This is a genomic window from Spirosoma sordidisoli, from assembly GCF_004138325.1.
GTDB lineage: Bacteria > Bacteroidota > Bacteroidia > Cytophagales > Spirosomataceae > Spirosoma > Spirosoma sordidisoli.
Genome location: NZ_SBLB01000001.1, coordinates 1 through 16,464 on the forward strand (window position 1 = coordinate 1; position 16,464 = coordinate 16,464).

12 protein-coding genes are annotated in these 16,464 nt (G+C 56.2%); 5 read left to right on the forward strand and 7 right to left on the reverse strand.

Annotated features, from left to right (window positions below; genetic code table 11):
- Positions 1–127 precede the first annotated feature (127 nt).
- A complete protein-coding gene (locus tag EQG79_RS00005) occupies positions 128–1,693 on the reverse strand; it encodes a hydroxymethylglutaryl-CoA reductase (protein WP_129598592.1) in 1,566 nt (521 codons plus the stop codon).
- A gap of 152 nt (positions 1,694–1,845) precedes the next feature.
- On the opposite strand from EQG79_RS00005, the gene EQG79_RS00010 reads away from it, so the two are divergent.
- The 3 genes from EQG79_RS00010 to EQG79_RS00020 all read left to right on the forward strand — a co-directional run bounded on the left by EQG79_RS00010 (position 1,846) and on the right by EQG79_RS00020 (position 6,369).
- Positions 1,846–2,592, forward strand: coding sequence for a TIGR04283 family arsenosugar biosynthesis glycosyltransferase (locus EQG79_RS00010; protein ID WP_077919880.1), 747 nt, complete (start codon positions 1,846–1,848; stop codon positions 2,590–2,592).
- Positions 2,593–2,620: 28 nt separating this feature from the next.
- Entirely contained in the window at positions 2,621–4,759 is a 2,139-nt protein-coding gene (locus EQG79_RS00015; RefSeq protein ID WP_129598595.1) for an outer membrane protein assembly factor BamB family protein, read from the forward strand.
- Between the two features lie 143 nt (positions 4,760–4,902).
- Positions 4,903–6,369 carry a hypothetical protein gene (locus EQG79_RS00020; protein WP_129598598.1) on the forward strand — a complete coding sequence of 489 codons (1,467 nt, stop codon included), beginning with the start codon at positions 4,903–4,905 and terminating at the stop codon, positions 6,367–6,369.
- A gap of 11 nt (positions 6,370–6,380) precedes the next feature.
- Here EQG79_RS00020 and EQG79_RS00025 read toward each other — a convergent pair whose 3' ends face one another.
- From EQG79_RS00025 to EQG79_RS00050, 6 genes are all read right to left on the reverse strand, one after another.
- Positions 6,381–7,046, reverse strand: coding sequence for an SGNH/GDSL hydrolase family protein (locus EQG79_RS00025; RefSeq protein WP_129598601.1), 666 nt, complete (start codon positions 7,044–7,046; stop codon positions 6,381–6,383).
- A gap of 264 nt (positions 7,047–7,310) precedes the next feature.
- A complete protein-coding gene (locus EQG79_RS00030) occupies positions 7,311–7,757 on the reverse strand; it encodes an Hsp20/alpha crystallin family protein (protein ID WP_129598604.1) in 447 nt (148 codons plus the stop codon).
- Between the two features lie 51 nt (positions 7,758–7,808).
- Positions 7,809–8,069 (reverse strand): hypothetical protein, encoded by a 261-nt coding sequence (locus EQG79_RS00035; protein ID WP_077919884.1) that lies wholly within the window; start codon positions 8,067–8,069, stop codon positions 7,809–7,811.
- Between the two features lie 167 nt (positions 8,070–8,236).
- Positions 8,237–9,568: a gluconate:H+ symporter gene (locus EQG79_RS00040; protein ID WP_077919885.1), complete on the reverse strand. Its 1,332-nt coding sequence runs from the start codon at positions 9,566–9,568 to the stop codon at positions 8,237–8,239.
- Between the two features lie 15 nt (positions 9,569–9,583).
- Positions 9,584–10,858, reverse strand: coding sequence for an McrC family protein (locus tag EQG79_RS00045; protein WP_129598607.1), 1,275 nt, complete (start codon positions 10,856–10,858; stop codon positions 9,584–9,586).
- Between the two features lie 242 nt (positions 10,859–11,100).
- On the reverse strand, positions 11,101–11,313 hold the full coding sequence (locus EQG79_RS00050; protein ID WP_129598610.1) for a hypothetical protein: 213 nt from the start codon (positions 11,311–11,313) through the stop codon (positions 11,101–11,103).
- A 492-nt stretch (positions 11,314–11,805) separates the two neighbouring features.
- Between EQG79_RS00050 and EQG79_RS00055 the strand changes: the two genes are divergently transcribed.
- Complete coding sequence (locus tag EQG79_RS00055) at positions 11,806–14,913, forward strand: SusC/RagA family TonB-linked outer membrane protein (RefSeq protein ID WP_077919887.1); 3,108 nt, start codon at positions 11,806–11,808, stop codon at positions 14,911–14,913.
- 25 nt (positions 14,914–14,938) lie between these two features.
- Positions 14,939–16,456: a RagB/SusD family nutrient uptake outer membrane protein gene (locus EQG79_RS00060; RefSeq protein WP_161492714.1), complete on the forward strand. Its 1,518-nt coding sequence runs from the start codon at positions 14,939–14,941 to the stop codon at positions 16,454–16,456.
- Positions 16,457–16,464 lie beyond the last annotated feature (8 nt).

Consider the following 16,464-nt stretch of genomic DNA (forward strand, 5'->3'; position numbering starts at 1 on the left):
TTTTTTTGTGAGCATGTCGTTGACATAAAAAGACCTCCTTTCTGGCTTTGGCGTTGTGGTGATGCTCAAAGCTAAGAAAGGAGGTTCCTTTTTGTCAACTCCCTAAAATTCGGGATGACTCATGTTTTTAGGCCCGCGTGGCGTCATGACTCGATACCCAGTCGAGGGAGGAGATAGCCGAAGCCAGTGAAATCTCCCCGGCAGCGACTACCCCGGCCATGATCTCGGCCAGTTTGTTGGCTTTCCCTTCGCCATAGCAGTCCATCAGCTCCAGACACTCCCGCTGCGTAGGTAGCCCCGTACCACCACCAACGGTCCCCACGATCAGCGACGGCAGGGTGACAGACCCGTACAGATCACCCTCGGGGGTTAATTCGGAATAGGTTATGGCCGCCGATGATTCGGCCAGGCAGGCAACATCCTGGCCGGTCGCGATGAACAGGGCAGCCAGTCCGTTTACCGAATGCAGGCCGTTGTTGTTCGTTCCGGCCAGGCGGGCCCCTACGTCACCAAGCCGGGCGTGCCGCAGCAGTTGCTCAGGTTCGACCTGGAGTTCCTGAATAAGCAGATCGCGCGGGATGCGAATTTCGGCCGTGACGCGCTTGCCGCGGGTGCGCAGCATGTTCAGCTGCGACGGCTTTTTGTCAGTAGCCATATTCGATTCGAGGAAAAAGTGCTCGATGGCCGCAGCCGCCGGGTAGGTCTGTAGAATGTAGTTGCAGGCAGCCAGCGTTGCTTTACTGACCATGTTCTGCCCAGCCGCATCACCTGTCGTATAGCCAAAACGCAGGAACGCAAACCGGCCGTTCAGGTAGGCGTCTACGTAGGTGAGCCGGGCAAACCGCGAGGTCGTTTCGGCTTCGGCAGCAATATCACGCTCCCGAGCCTCGACCCACCGAACGAACGAGCGGGCCTGACGCGCATCGGCAAACTGAAAAACCGGGGCGCGCTGCATGGCCTCATCCTGAATGGTACACAACACGCCCCCACTACCGTTGATGAGCTTGATACCCCGGTTATAGCTCGCCACCAGCGTTCCTTCGGTAGTAGCCAGCGGAATCAGAAAGTCACCCTGCGCGTGCTCGCCGTTAACCCGTAACGGACCGGCCAGCCCGATCGGCACCTGCGCCACGCCTACAAAGTTTTCGCACTTTCCCCGCACGGCAGACGGCTCAAACGAGGGCTGTATGACGTGTTGCGGATTCGTTTGGGTGAAATCGCGCAGAAATTGCTGCCGCTCCGCAACCGCCTGCGGGTTGTAATCATCGACCACATGACGGGGAATACCGGGTTGGGGCCGTTGCATGGCCTCGGGCGCTTCGGTTTGCAGGCTGTCTTCTACGGTTAGGGTTATCTTGCCAAAGGGCTGCGTGTTGAGGGTAATCTCGAGCGTATGCTGACCGGGTTCGAGCGGGGGCGCGATGGCCCGTACACGAACTGACCGCCGGAGCGGAAACGCGAGTGGCGTTGCCGCTGAAATAGCGTCTACCAGCACTTCTTCTCCTCCATCGGTCTCGAGCAGGAACGCGCTGGCCGGGTAATCACGTCCGTTTATTCTGGCCCGTTCGAGTCCCGTAAACTGGGCATCCGACAGCCTGTTTTTCAGAATAAAGGTGAACCCTGTGGCCGTATTACGCAAACTCTTACGGGTATACAACTGCTTCAGCAGCACATTGGGCAGGAAACGAAACATGAATGATGAATGATGAATGATGAATGATGAATGATGAATGATGAATGATGAATGATGAATGATGAATGATGAATTACTTATTTATTATACATTTTTTATCATTCATTATCCATTAAAAAAACCCTCGTTCGCCGGATTGGTTTATTCCCCGTATGCGTACAGTGTCGATCATCATTCCAACCCTTAACGAAGAAAACGCGCTTCCCCGGACGTTGCGGCTCTTACAACGACTATGTCCAGAACCGCTCGAAATTATCATCGTTGACGGTGGCAGCACCGACCGGACCATTCAGCTGGCGGAGGCTACCAGTCCCTGTTTTCGATCGATGCGCATTGTTCACGCCAAACTCCCGGGCCGCGCCAGCCAGATGAATGCGGGAGCGGCCAAAGCAACTGGGGATATTTTGTGCTTTCTACACGCCGATACGGCCCTGCCCGATGATGCACTCCAGGTTATTCGGCAAACATTGGCCGACGCCGATACGGTAGCCGGTGGGTTTATTTCCATCATGCGGGGGGCGCATACAACCCGCTGGCTGACGTCCTTCCATAACTACATCAAGACCTATTACGCCCCGCTGCTCTTCAGGCCCCGCCTGTTCTTTCGGGGGGCACGCCTGCTCTTTGGCGATCAGGTTATATTCTGCCGACGGGATCAGTTTATGACCGTTGGCGGCTATACGGCCAGCATGCCCATTATGGAAGAAGCGGATTTGTTGCTGAAGCTGGTTCCCTACGGCCGGGTGCGCCAGGTGAATCGGCTGGTTGAGTCGTCGGACCGTCGAGTCGCCCGGTGGGGCTTCTGGAAGGCCAATGGTATCTATCTGGCTATCGGCTTTTTATGGGGACTGGGCTACTCACCCAACAAGTTAAAGCGGTGGTTCGCGGATATTCGATAAATTGGCGGACTATTCCTGTAACCGCTTTATGAAACGCCTTCTTCTTCCGATTGCAGCCGGCGCCGTGCTGGCCCTGGGATGGGCACAGTTCACCCGGAACCCTACCGATACCAAACCCAATGATTACACCAACTGGGACGAATACCTGGGCGGCCCGGATCGTAGCCACTATTCGGCACTGACCCAGATCGGCCCGCAGAACGTCAGCCAGTTGAAAGTAGCCTGGACGTACTCGACACCCGACAGTGGTCAGATTCAAACCAACCCTATTATTGTCGACGGCGTTCTATACGGCGTAACACCTACCGTACAGGCCTTTGCGCTGGATGCTACGACCGGCAAAGAACTCTGGAAATTTGGCGATCCCCTCAAAGTATGGCACAGCACCAGCCGGGGGGTCGTGTACTGGCAATCTTCCGACAAAACCGGCGAACCGGATAAACGAATCCTCTACACCGTCGGGCCAAAGCTGTATGCGCTGGATGCCCGAACCGGCAAACCGATCCCGAGTTTCGGCGATAACGGAACCGCCGACCTGCACGCGGGTCTGGGCGAGCAGGCCCGTGACAAGTTCATTATTTCGAACACCCCCGGCACCCTGTTCGAAGACCTGATTATCATGCCCACGCGGGTCTCGGAAGGCCCCGACGCGGCACCGGGCTACATTCAGGCCTTCAACGTGCGGACGGGTCGGCTGGCCTGGGTCTTTCGCACCATTCCCAATCCCGGCGAATACGGGTACGAAACCTGGCCCAAAGAAGCATACCGCAATATCGACGTTGGCGGGGCCAACAACTGGTCGGGAATGGCTATTGACCGACCGCGCGGCCTGCTCTACGTCCCTACCGGCTCAGCCTCGTATGATTTCTACGGCGGCAATCGCAAAGGCCAGAACCTGTTTGCCAACTGCCTGCTGGCCCTCGACGCCCGAACCGGTAAGCGACGCTGGCATTTTCAGGCTGTACACCATGACCTTTGGGATCGCGACTTTCCGGCCCCACCCAACCTGCTTACGGTTACGCAGAATGGCAAAAAGATCGACGCCGTGGCTCAGGTCACCAAGTCGGGCCACGTGTTCGTCTTCGACCGGGTAACCGGAAAACCGCTTTTCCCGATTCGGGAGACTCCCGTGCCCAAGTCAGACCTGCCCGGTGAAGTCACCTGGCCTACGCAGCCTGTTCCGCAGAAACCCGCGCCCTTTGCCCGGCAGCAGATGAGCGAAGCCGACATCAACCCTTACTCCGCCGACCGTGATTCGTTGCTGCGTGTGTTCCGTAACGTGGGGCGCCGGCCATTCGAACCCATCAGCAAACGAGGTAGTCTGATGTTTCCGGGCACCGACGGGGGAGCCGAATGGGGGGGTGCAGCGGCTGATCCGGATGGCATCCTGTACGTGAACGCGAACGATATACCCTGGATTTTTACGATGATCGATGCGCCCAAGAGCGACGAGCTGGCGCATCTCAGTCCCGGGCAACGGATCTACACCCAGAACTGCATTAGCTGCCACGGCCCCGAGCGCAAAGGCAACGCCCGCAGCGGCTACCCCTCCCTGGTCGATATTAGCCAGCGACGCGACCGGCCTTATGTGAACCAGATTATCAGCAATGGCAAAGGCATGATGCCCGGCTTTACAGCCCTGTCGGCGGCCGATCGGCAGGCGTTGGTATCATTCCTGTTTGGCGATGAAAAGCAGGAAGTAGCCGGCGGGTCGCCCTATCCGGCCAAAGTCAAAGAGCCGTATTTGCCCTACAAGGTGACGGGGTACATCAAATTTCAGGATAGCAAAGGGCTGCCAGCCATTGCGCCACCCTGGGGTACGCTGAACGCCATCAATTTAAACACCGGCGAATACCTCTGGAAGATACCCCTCGGCCAGGAGCCGGCCTTAGCCGGCAAAGCAACCCAAACGGGTACCGAAAACTACGGCGGTCCGGTGGTCACAGCCAGCGGCCTGCTTTTCATTGCCGCCACGAAAGATGAGAAATTCCGGGCTTTCGACAAGAAGACCGGCAAGCTGCTTTGGGAAACCACATTACCGGCAGCCGGTTTTGCTACCCCAGCTACTTATCAGGTCAACGGCAGACAGTACGTAGTCATTGCCTGCGGAGGGGCCAAGCTCGGCGCCAAAAAAGGCAATCAGTATGTGGCCTATGCCTTACCCTAAACAGTAATGGGCGGGGCTCGGCTGGTGACTAGCTGGTCAGCCCCGCCCCTGGCAGGCCCTGTTTCGGCGAGACTCGTACGGTAAGTTGTGGGGCTGTTTTGCGAGAAAGTCCTTAGTTTGTCCCAAAATTCTCAAACTACGATATGCGCCTTGTTTCGGCAATCTGCTGTATACTGTTCTCCGCTGTAGGGGTAACGGCCCAGCCGCTCCAGCTTCTCCCCGAAAATTCACACTATTTCCAGTATGACGGAAAACCCACCCTGCTGGTTGGATCGGGTGAACATTACGGCGCCGTCGTTAACCTGGATTTCGACTATAAGACTTATCTCGCCACGCTGGCAGCCGACGGCCTTAACAACACCCGGCTGTTTACGGGAGCTTATGTTGAAAAGCAGGGCGACTTTGGCATTCAGAAAAACACCCTGGCTCCCCGGTCGGGCCGACTGATTTTACCCTGGGCGCGTTCAGAACAGTCAGGGTACGCGCTGGGAGGGAATAAGTTTGACCTGAGCCGGTGGGATGAGGCTTATTTTGAGCGGCTTCGGGACTTTATAAGCCGGGCGCAGCAGCTGGGCATCATTGTCGAGGTAACCCTTTTCTCCTCATATTATGGTACCGGCTGGCCCTACAGTCCGTTCAATCCGGCCAACAACATCAACCAGACCGATGCCATCCGCCCCCTTCAGGCCAACACCCTGCAGAACGGGAACCTGCTGAAATACCAGGAGCAGTACGTTCGGAAACTGGTCCGGGAACTTAACAGCTTCAGGAACCTCTACTATGAGATCCAGAACGAACCCTGGGCCGACCTAAAAGACACGGTGCTAACCCGCAACGAGTACCACACCAGCCCGGATGGTAAACGCGACTGGCGAGCGACACTCGAAGTGAGCAGTCAGGCGTCGTTGCAGTGGCAACGGCGGGTAGCGTCATGGATTGTGAGCGAAGAAGAGAACCTGTTACAGAATCACCTGATCTCGCAGAATATCAGCAATTTTCGCTACCCCATTCTCGACCTCGACCCCAATGTTTCGATTTATACGTTTCACTACGCGCTGCCCGAAGCCGTTACGGACAATTACGCCCTGAACCGGGTCATTGGCTTTAACGAAACGGGCTTTGCGGGACAGGCTGACCGGACCTACCGGCGTCAGGCCTGGCGGTTTCTGATGGCGGGCGGGGGGCTGTTCAACCACCTCGATTATTCGTTCAGCGTAGGGGGCGAAATTGGTCAGGATACTACCTACCGGCGCAGCACCACCCCCGGTGGCGGCAGCCCGGCCCTGCGCCGGCAACTCGGTGCCATGAAACGCTACCTGGACCGGTTCGATCTGACCCAACTCAGCCCCGATCCAACCTTCGTCAAAGCGTCGCCGGGGGCGGTTACCCAGACGCTCAAAAATGGCAAAAACGGCTGGCTGATTTATGCCGAGCCGTTTTCGCCCAATTCATTCCTGCTGCAGGTGAACCTGCCCAAAGGTGACTATCATGCCGAGTGGGCCGACGCCGAAACGGGCCAGGTACTCAAGAGCGGATCGGCCGAGCCGAGTGGCTCACTGGCAGCTCCGCCGGGCACGCGCGACCTCATCCTGCGGATTATTAAGTTTTAACGATCCACTGGCTATTTGACCTGGAGCAGAACGGTCTTCATCTGATCGGCTACAAACTGATTGCCGGCTTCGTTGAGGTGGACCCGATCCGCCGTTAAGATGCCACGGTCTTTGTTTTCGGGGTTGTTTTTCAGGTTGTAGTCCTGGAATGCTTTCCGCAGATCAACCAGGGGCAGATTCTGCCGTTTGGCCAGATCGCGGATAAACTGGCTGTATTGGTTCAGGTCGCCGTCCTGCTGGTTGGTCATGTCGTTTTTTTCGCCGATAGCCGCTGGCGTGCACAGCACCACGCGCACGTTGGCGGCCTGAAACTTTTTCACTACGGCCTCGTAGAAGCGCACAAACTTATCGGGGTCGGTGCCAGTTCCCGAAGTCGCTTTGTGCCATACGTCGTTGACCCCTACCCAAATGACGACTACATCGGGTTGCTTGGCCAGCACGTCTTCGTCCATGCGAAGAAACAGGTCGTAGATCTTGTTACCGCCAATGCCGGCGCCAACCAACTCATACTGATCAGCCGGCACCATCGATTTCAACCGATCAATGTACCCCCCTGGCTTTATTCCAGCCTGGGTAATTGAATCGCCAAAAAACACCACACGTTTGGGTTTGGCCGCAGTCATGGCCAGAAGTCCGACAAGCAGACCAAAAAATGAAAGGCGGAAGAAAGTTGTCATGCTGACTAAAGCTCATCGCCCCAGTTCATTACCCGTAACAGCCTCTTCCACCCTCTACATTTTCTGTAATCATCTTCTGCTAAGACCTGACTTCATTCACCTGGCTATCGTCCGCGTTTTTGCCTTCCTGCCAGCTAAGGCATCCGAAAATACGGGAAGCGACGCTGCTCAATTAAACTGTTTAACCCGATCGCTGACCTGACCCAATAGCAGAAGGGCCAGACCGAAGCTACGATCTGGCCCTTCGCGGGACTGCTTAGCGCATTACCCTACTGTAATCGTCTGGGCGGGCTGGTTCGTTTCCGGATTTTTAGGCAGCGTCACCTTCAGGATACCATCGGCATACGATGCCGAAATGGCCTCTGTCAGCACCTTGCCATTTAATCGGAATAACCGTTCGAAAGCGCCCTGTCGGTACTCTTGGTAGGTATAACCAGATTCGGCATTGTCAGCACCGGTACCAGGATAGCTGATCTGCAATACATCCTCTTTCACCGTCAGCGCAACGGTCTCTTTTTTCAGACCGGCCGCGTAGAGCGAAATAACGAACGCGTCGTCGGTTTCTTCGATGTTGACCGGCGGCTGACTGCTGCCCGGCCGCCAGCCAAAGCCACTGAACCGACCCCGGCCCCAGGCTTCGTTAAATTTACTGCGGCCCCAGCCTCCGCAACGGCCTTTGTAGTCTGACTGAAATGCGTGTTTATGATACATGGTTGTGTGTTTTAGTCTTGTGTTTACACTGTACTATCGGCAATGGTCCGATTAGTGAATCGGGATTACCCGGTCATACGTGACCCGGCTCATGGGTGAGCGATAGGCTGGATTATCGATGGATATGATAGTGGGTGAATGCCAGCCCACCCGCTCGGTCGAATGGGTAAACTGACTCGCTAGTAAGCCGCCTACTACCCGTACCACCAGGAAAGCAGCCGCAGCTACCAGCAGGAGCTTAATCAGAAGAGATAGTAAAAAAAGGGCCATCCCGGCCAACAGGACTACGCCCGCTACTCGCCAAATTCTCATGTCGTTGTCTGATTTAGTGATTTGTTCAGAGCAACCGGACACGGCTGGCTTACGGTACCGACTGGATCGGGCTGTTTTGCTCAATCCGGCCCAGGCTGCTCTACAGGGGTAGTCGCAGCGGGGGCATTTATATTGTAGGGAGAAACAACTTTTTTTCTAACGACCGCTTATACCACCAGGTTAAGCGCCAGAACGCCGAGCAGGCCGATGATCGAAACCAGCGACTCCATGACACTCCAGGTGCGAAGGGTATCGTTGATGCTAAGGTTAAAATACTCTTTGAAGAGCCAGAAACCCGGGTCGTTGATGTGTGACAGCATCAGGCTTCCTGACCCGATCGCCAACACCATCAGCTCAGGATTGACGTGCTGCGACTGAATCAGGGGCAGAATAATGCCGACCGTTGTCAGACCCGCTACCGTGGCCGACCCCACACAAACGCGAATTACGGCCGCCATACCCCAGCCCAGCAGCAACGGCGACATATTGACCCCAGCCAGCTGGGCACCGATGTACAGGCTTGTACCGGAGTCGTTGAAAATCTGCTTCAGCGCCCCCGCTCCGGCAATGACCAGCAATATGGGCGATGCCGCCTTAATGGCTTCTTCTAGGTCTTTCATGACCGCTTTCATGGTGGGTCGCTTACCCGTTTCGTCGGGCCGGAGCCCCAGCGCGTAGACCGCCACCAGAACCGAAACCAGCATACCCACGTAGGGCTCGGCCATCAGCGCCACGATGCCGTGCAGCACCGTTCCTTCGGTAAGCATCCCTTTGAGCGGCCCGAAAAGCGTTAGTATCACGACCGGCAGCAGGGCCACAAAAAAGCTGATGCCGGCCCCAGGCAGGTTGGTAACGGGGACTTCCCGAATGTTGAACAGCTCCCGATCGGGTTTGGGTTGAAAACGACCCAGGGTTTTGCCGAAAATAGGCCCCGCAATAACGATAGCGGGCGTTGCCACGATAATTCCGTAGAGTAGGGTACGGCCAATATTGGCGTTTAGCTGACCCGCAATAGCCGCCGGTGAGGGGTGTGGAGGCAGGTAACCATGCGCCACTGACAGCGCCGACAGCATTGGTATGGCCACCGTCAGCAAGGGCAGCCCCGACGAAGCCGCAATGGTAAAGATCAGCGGAACGACAATGATAAAGCCGGCATTGTAAAACAACGGAATGCCGATGATAAAGCCCGCCAGCGCCAGCCCCCAGCGGATGTTTTTTATGCCGAACCAGCCAATCAGTACATTGGTAATGCGCCGTGCCGCTCCGCTTTCGGCCACCAGACGCCCCAGCATAGCCCCGAAACCAATGATCAGAACCAGGTCGCCCAGGGTGCTGCCGATGCCGGTCTGTATCGATTTGCCCACGGCCGTAATACTCATCCCCGACGCCAGCCCTATACCCAATGAAACCAGAACGAAGGAAATGAACGTATCGAGGTTAACAACGGCAATCAGGAAAACAAGGGCCAGAATACCGATAAATGTTAGAAGCAGGGGCATGAGCGGCAGGTTTTGTCAGGATAAAGCGTATTTCGCCAGTTTTTCTACTTCTGATGCCAGCGGCTGCGACGGGTCGAAAGGGATCACATGCAGGCGGGTTGACGCATCGTAGCCAAACTGCGCCAGGGGCTGCCGGAAGGTCTCGTTGGTCGGGTAGATTAGAAACAGATCGTCGGCTGCGTACTTTTTCCCGTACGCAAAGAGCTGGTACAGATCCGCTTGCTCGATGCCGTAGTTACCCTGCCCCCGCTCCTGACCGTTCACAGATTTCCATTTTGTATCCAGCAGCAGCGTCCGCCCATGCTGCCGAATCAGAATATCGGGGCGCAGTTTAAATTTAGGAGAACCGACGTGTTCATCGACCAGATGCGCCGATGACTCCTGCACCGATACGACACCTTCGTTTGGCCAGTAGGTTCGAATGCCGTAGGCGACGTAATCTTCAAACACCCGCTCCATCGGAAACAGCAGCGACTGCTCGGTAACTCCGCCCTGCCGAACGCCAAAGGCCCGGTGGCCGAGCAGCGCTACCGCCCAGCGCAGCGCGGGTTCGTACCGCACAAACAGCCGGTTGGTCCGGCGGCTGGCGATGCGGTCGGCGGCAACCGAGTCGGACGCTGGTACGTCGGCCAGCGCGTGAAGCATCTGCCCGAGACGCTGCCGGTTCGTTGCGTTGGCAGAGCGCTCATTCAGAAACAGCAGGGCCGATTTGAGAATCCGGTTCGGGGGTATATTGATCGTCAGCGCATCGTAACAGACCGCCAGCCGTTCGGCGTGGTGCGCATTGTCGCGTTGCTGGCGGGTGGCCTGAAATTTACCCTTCCAGAATCGTTCGCTGGCCTCGACCGACACATACGCCTGTTGTATTCCCTGCCGCATCAGCGGGACCAAGGCATCTAGGAAAGCGGCAATGAACACCTCCCAGAGCGGTAACCGCGAAGGCCCCGTTCGGGCGTTGGGCAAGGTTCGAAACGGACTGTTGCGCAGGTGGCGCAGCATGGTCAGCAGTGTGGTCCGCGACTCGGCAGGCGCCCCAATTTTGGGCAGAATTTCCAGCTGCGTACCATCAGCCAGCCCCAGCAGACCAACGTAATTTCTAAAACGGACGTATTCCTGCCCTTTTTTAACGGTCAGGGTCAACAGCAGATCCGTTTCGTTATCACTAAACGCCAGTTGTCGAAGCGCCTGAAAGGCGGAGTCGGGCAATACCTGTATCTCGTCGCTGGTATCAGTGCCGTACCGATCGCTGGTAATCAATCCATTCTCGACAACCGAAAAAACCGTGTGCATAGGCAGGCGTACAGAGCGGGCCGGGTCTGACAAGTCCGGCCCACGTTTTACCGACCAAAGTTAATTCAGTACCGGGGTTTTATGACAAATGCCTGCTGTAATCCCCCGGACGTTTCGTTGGCGGGGATTTTGTGTCTTTAGCCAGTCCCCCATTGGCAAAATAATTAACTGGCTATCTGGCCCGGCCAAACATTCAGACTCGTCTCTGACCAGCTAATCAGAAGGGGCTGAATAAATGACATTCATTGCTGTGGCTCCATGTAGGGCAAATTGTTACCAACACTGTCCATCTCTACGGCCGCGAGTTTGGGCATCGATCGGGGTGCATTGGTTTGGGCGGGTTGATTTACCCGTGGTTTAACATCGGGTTCCTGACAACCGGCAAGCTGAAGCAGCGTTGTGAGGGCCATTACACTGACCAGTAAGCGGGTGGCGGAGTGGAGTGACGTTTTCATGGGACAGAAACCGGTTGGTGGGTGTCGACTGGCGGACTATCCGCGTTGGTCGAGTCAAAGGTCCGTCTTACGCCCAGTAAGCTATGTCAGCTTTGAGTAAAACCCTGGCACAATTGAGTCAATAGTCTCCCCGTCTTCTTGGGAGACGGGGGGCCAGCGCAACGATAATCCAGAATAACCACAGGTAGGACTAAAGAAGACATCTGGCGCTGACAAAGTCTCATAGCCAGGCAGGGCCTAGCCGGGACTGCATTACCTTTCTACCGGGTTACGTTTAACCCCATAATTGGCACTGGGGAGGTATTTCGGGTAAAATTAAACTACTCAACAAGCTGTTCTGGCTTATTAGTATTACTACTTATGGGTTTATAGCCTATTGATTCTGTTGCGGTTGGAGCGAATATTTAAAATTTTTCTTTATATTATATCATAGCTATCATTATAATAACTTCTTATTGACCTTTATGTGTGTAGTACCAAAATAATCCTTTTATGAAGAACACTATACATCGCTGCTGGGTGACTGGCGGCATGTTACTGAGTAGCACCTTTGTCATGCTACCAGCGGTAGGGTTGGCCGATACGCCAAGCATTAACCGGCAGGTTGCCGTCACGGTATCCGGCCAGGTCAACGATGATCAGGGTAACGCACTACCCGGTGTAAACATTCTGCTTAAGGGCACCTCTCAGGGAACTACTACGAACGCCGAAGGACGCTTTTCGCTCACGATTCCCGATGGCCGGGGTACGCTGGTTTTCTCGTACATTGGTTACCTGAGTCAGGAAGTGCCGGTCAACAACCGGTCGAACCTGACCGTAACGCTCCAGAACGACACCAAAGCGCTCAGCGAGGTGATCGTGATCGGCTACGGTACTGTAAAGAAAAGCGACCTGACCGGTTCTGTCGCTTCAGTCGGTAGCAAAGAACTCAAAGCGTTTCCGATTGCCTCGGTCGACCAGGCCCTGTCGGCGCGCGCTACGGGGATCAACGTTACCCAGGCATCGGGCGCGCCGGGTGGCGGGGTAACGGTTCGTATCCGGGGGGCAAACTCCATCAACGCCGGCTCCGAACCGCTGTACGTCATCGACGGTTTTCCGATCTATCCCGACAATGGTGCGCTAAGTGCCGGGGGTAACCGACAGCCGACCAACGCACTGGCATCGATTAACCCGTCCGATATCGAGTCGGTCGAGATCCTGAAAGACGCATCGGCCACCTCCATTTATGGATCGCGCGGAGCTAACGGGGTCGTACTGATCACGACGAAGCGTGGTAAAGCCGGTTCTACCCGCATCGATTATGACGGGTCGCAATCCGTACAAAGCATTGCCCGGGAGGTGAAAGTGCTGAACGCGGCTGACTACGCCCGTTATCAGAACCTGCGGGCCCTGTCGCGGAACCAGACGATCCCCTACCCCAATCCGGAGCAGTACGGCGAAGGCACCAACTGGATGAACGAGATCACCCGTGCCGGTGCCATCGCCAATCATAACCTGACGCTGTCGGGCGGTAACGAAAAAACTCAGTTTGCCGTGGCAGGTGGCTATTTCCGGAACGATGGGGTGGTGAAAAACTCCTATTTCGAACGGTATAGCCTGCGCCTGAACGTCGATTCGCGCTTTCTGAACGACAAGATGCGCGTCGGTACGAGCACTACCTTCTCCCGGTCGGGATCAAATGCCGTAGCCACTGACCGGGGCGGCCCGGGCGGCTCGGCCATTATCACCGCCCTCGGCCAATCGCCCCTGGGTCCGGTGTATAACGCGAGTGGCGGCTACGACCTCGTTTCTTACGATGGCCGTTTCCTGACGAACCCGCTGGCTCAGGTGCTGGAACCGGTTGATGCCGACGTTCAGAACCGTATTCTGTCGAACAACTACGTGCAGGCTGAACTGGCCAAAGGGTTATCGCTCCGCTCCAGCATTGGTTTCGACGTGGTCAACACCAACCGGACAACGTTCTATAACCTGCAAACCGTCGACGGGCGCAATTCGGGCGGTTCGCTGGGCAAAGAGTCGCGGTATGTGCTGAACTTCCTCAATGAGAACATTCTGTCTTACAACCGGCAGCTGGGCGAAAATCAGACTATCGACGCACTGGTGGGGTATACCTACCAGACCGACAACAACCAGCGTTTTGGTACCTCTACCCAGGGCTTTACGGTCGATGACTTCCAGACGGCTCGCCTGCAGGATGGTCTCCGGCCCCAGATTCCATACTCGTACCGCGATACCTGGGCGCTGAAGTCATTCCTGGCCCGGGTCAACTACAACCTGCTGGGTCGCTACCTGTTCACGCTGACGCTGCGCCGGGACGGTTCGAGCCGGTTTGGTGAGAACAACAAGTGGGCTAATTTCCCATCGGTAGCCCTCGGCTGGCGGATCAAAGACGAATCGTTCATGCAGGACATCAAAGCCGTTAGCGAAGCCAAACTACGGGCCAGCTACGGTATTACGGGTAACTCGAACATTCCGACCTACCGCTCACTGGCTGCGCTGAGCACCACGAACTACCTGGGTGGCTCGGGTCTGCTGCCGGGTCTGGCCGAATCACGGGTGGCGAACCCCAACCTGAAGTGGGAAACAACGGCGATGTTCAACGTAGGTCTCGACCTGGGTCTGTTCAGCAACCGGCTCAACGTAACGGCCGATTACTTCTACAACAAAACCACCGACCTGCTGCTCGATGTAGCCCTGCCAACCAGTACGGGTTTCAGCACCTCGTTCCAGAATGCGGGCTCGCTCAGAAACACCGGGTTTGAACTGGCGCTGAACGGCGTCATCATCAATAACCGGAAGCTGCGCTGGGATGCCACAGCCAACGTGTCTTTTGTCGACAACAAAATTCTTGACATAGGACCCAGCGCTCCTTTCTACGCCGGTAGCCCCAGTGGCCACTTGGGTGTTGATGGCAGCTACGTTGCACCCGGTCTGGCAATTGGATCGTGGTATGGCTACCACTACATTGGTCTGTTCCAGAGCACCCAGGAGATTGCCAGCAGCCCAAGTATCGTCGGCGATAAGCCCGGCTATCCGCGCTACCAGGACGTTAACGGCGACGGTACCATCACGCAGGCCGACCGGACTTACCTGGGCAACCCGAACCCGAAAATGATCTGGGGTTTCAACACGAACCTGACCTATGGCGCGTTCGACCTGAACCTGTTCCTGCGCGGCACTCAGGGTAACAAAGTCCGGAACCTGCAGCAGTCCGAGATGGCCGATGGCGTGGGTAACTACAACCAGGCTTATGACATCCTGACAACCTCCTGGACGCCCGAAAATCCGAACGCAACCCGCCCGGTCATTGACGCCACCCGCGACTTTGCCAACTACTTCCGCCGGTCCGACTTCTTCATTGAAGATGGCTCGTTCATCCGCCTGCAGAATATCTCGCTGGGCTACCGGTTGCCGCAGATCAAATCGATTCGCAACGCCCGCATTTACGTAAGCGGCCAAAACGTGTTCCTGATTACCAAGTATCGCGGCTTCGACCCCGAAGTCAACAACCAGGGTCAGAGCAGCCTGAACCGGGGCGACGACTACGATGCCTACCCGCGTCCACGTACACTCACCTTGGGTCTGCAAATTGGCTTATAACCAGATTTCATAAACAGACATGACCATGAATCGTATTACATCCCGAATTTTGCTTATGACGGCCCTGACCGGTGGTCTGGCGCTAACCGAGTTTGGTTGCAAAGACCTGACCGAACAGCCCGACTTTGTCAGTCCCTCGAGCTTTTACCGCAACACCAGCGATATTCAGTCGGCGCTGAATGCAGCCTATCGCGAACTGAACAACGAGTGGTTCAACACCTATTACAACCGCTCGGTATTTGACTGCGCACTCGGCATTCAGACAGGCTATGAGAAAGGCCCCCAGTATTACAAACAGGGCGGCTATGCACCATCCGATGACTACATCGGTACGTACTGGGCACAAAACTACCGGGGTATCAACCGCACCAACGCGGTAATTGAACGAGCGCCTGGGGCAAGCATGACCGATGCCGAGCGCAAAGCGGTGCTGGCCGAAGCTAAATTCCTGCGGGCTTTCTACTACTACCAGCTGTTCGTGTTCTTCGAGAACATTCCGGTACTGGATAAGCCCACAACCGAACTTGGCTCTTACCAGTCGAACGAAGGGGGTAAACAGAAAGCGCTCGACCTGATGGTTGCCGACCTCAAGGCCGCCGAAGCCGACCTGACTGCTACCGCCGACGGATCGGGCAAACCCACCCGCTGGGCTGCCAAGACGTTGCTGGCAAAGGTGTATCTGGAAAACAAGAACTACCAGCTCGCGGCCGATAAAGCCAAGGAGGTCATCGACCAGAGCGGCCTGAAGCTGTTTACGGAGTTTGCCAACAATTTCGATGTTGCCAATAAGAACAAGGGAGAACGCCTGTTCGAAATTCAACAGAGCTTCCTGGCCACAGCTGGTGCGCTGTATAACAACATGCACGCGCACTTCACCCCGTCTGACTGGGACGGTGGCGATCCGACCGCACTAACCCCGGGCGATAACGTAACAGCCGCTGGCTGGGCTGATGCCTGGATTGTAGGAGCCATCCCCTTCCGCGAGTCGTTCGACGCAACGGACAAACGGATTCCGGCCACGTTCATGACCCAATATCGGTCGAAGAACGCCAATGGGCAGGTAGTTCGCTACAGCCCCACGGCCCGGTCGCCCTTCGTAGCCCCCGGCAGCCCGGAGCGGTCGTTTAACAACGTAATTTTCAACAAGTTCATTGAGTATAACACGGGTGGCTGGAACAGGACCGAAAAGAACTTCGTGCTGCTGCGGCTGGCCGATGCCTACCTGGCCCATTCTGAAGCAGTTAACGCCGGCGCCACGGGCGATGCTTACATGGGCATCAACGCGGTTCGGGCGCGGGCCGGTCTGGCTCCGCTGGCTGGTTTGTCGAAAGATGCGCTACGGGAAGCTATTTTCAACGAGTGGATGAAGGAATTTGCCGGCGAAGGCTGGGCCTTTAACCACGCCCGTCGCTTTGGCAAAACCAACGAGCTGATTCAGAAATACGCCGGACGCACGGTCTCGGGCGACAAATTCCGGCTGTTGCCCCTGCCCTTCGTCGAAGTCAACACGAACAGCGGTGTGAAGCAGAACACAGGCTGGTAGACGTCACT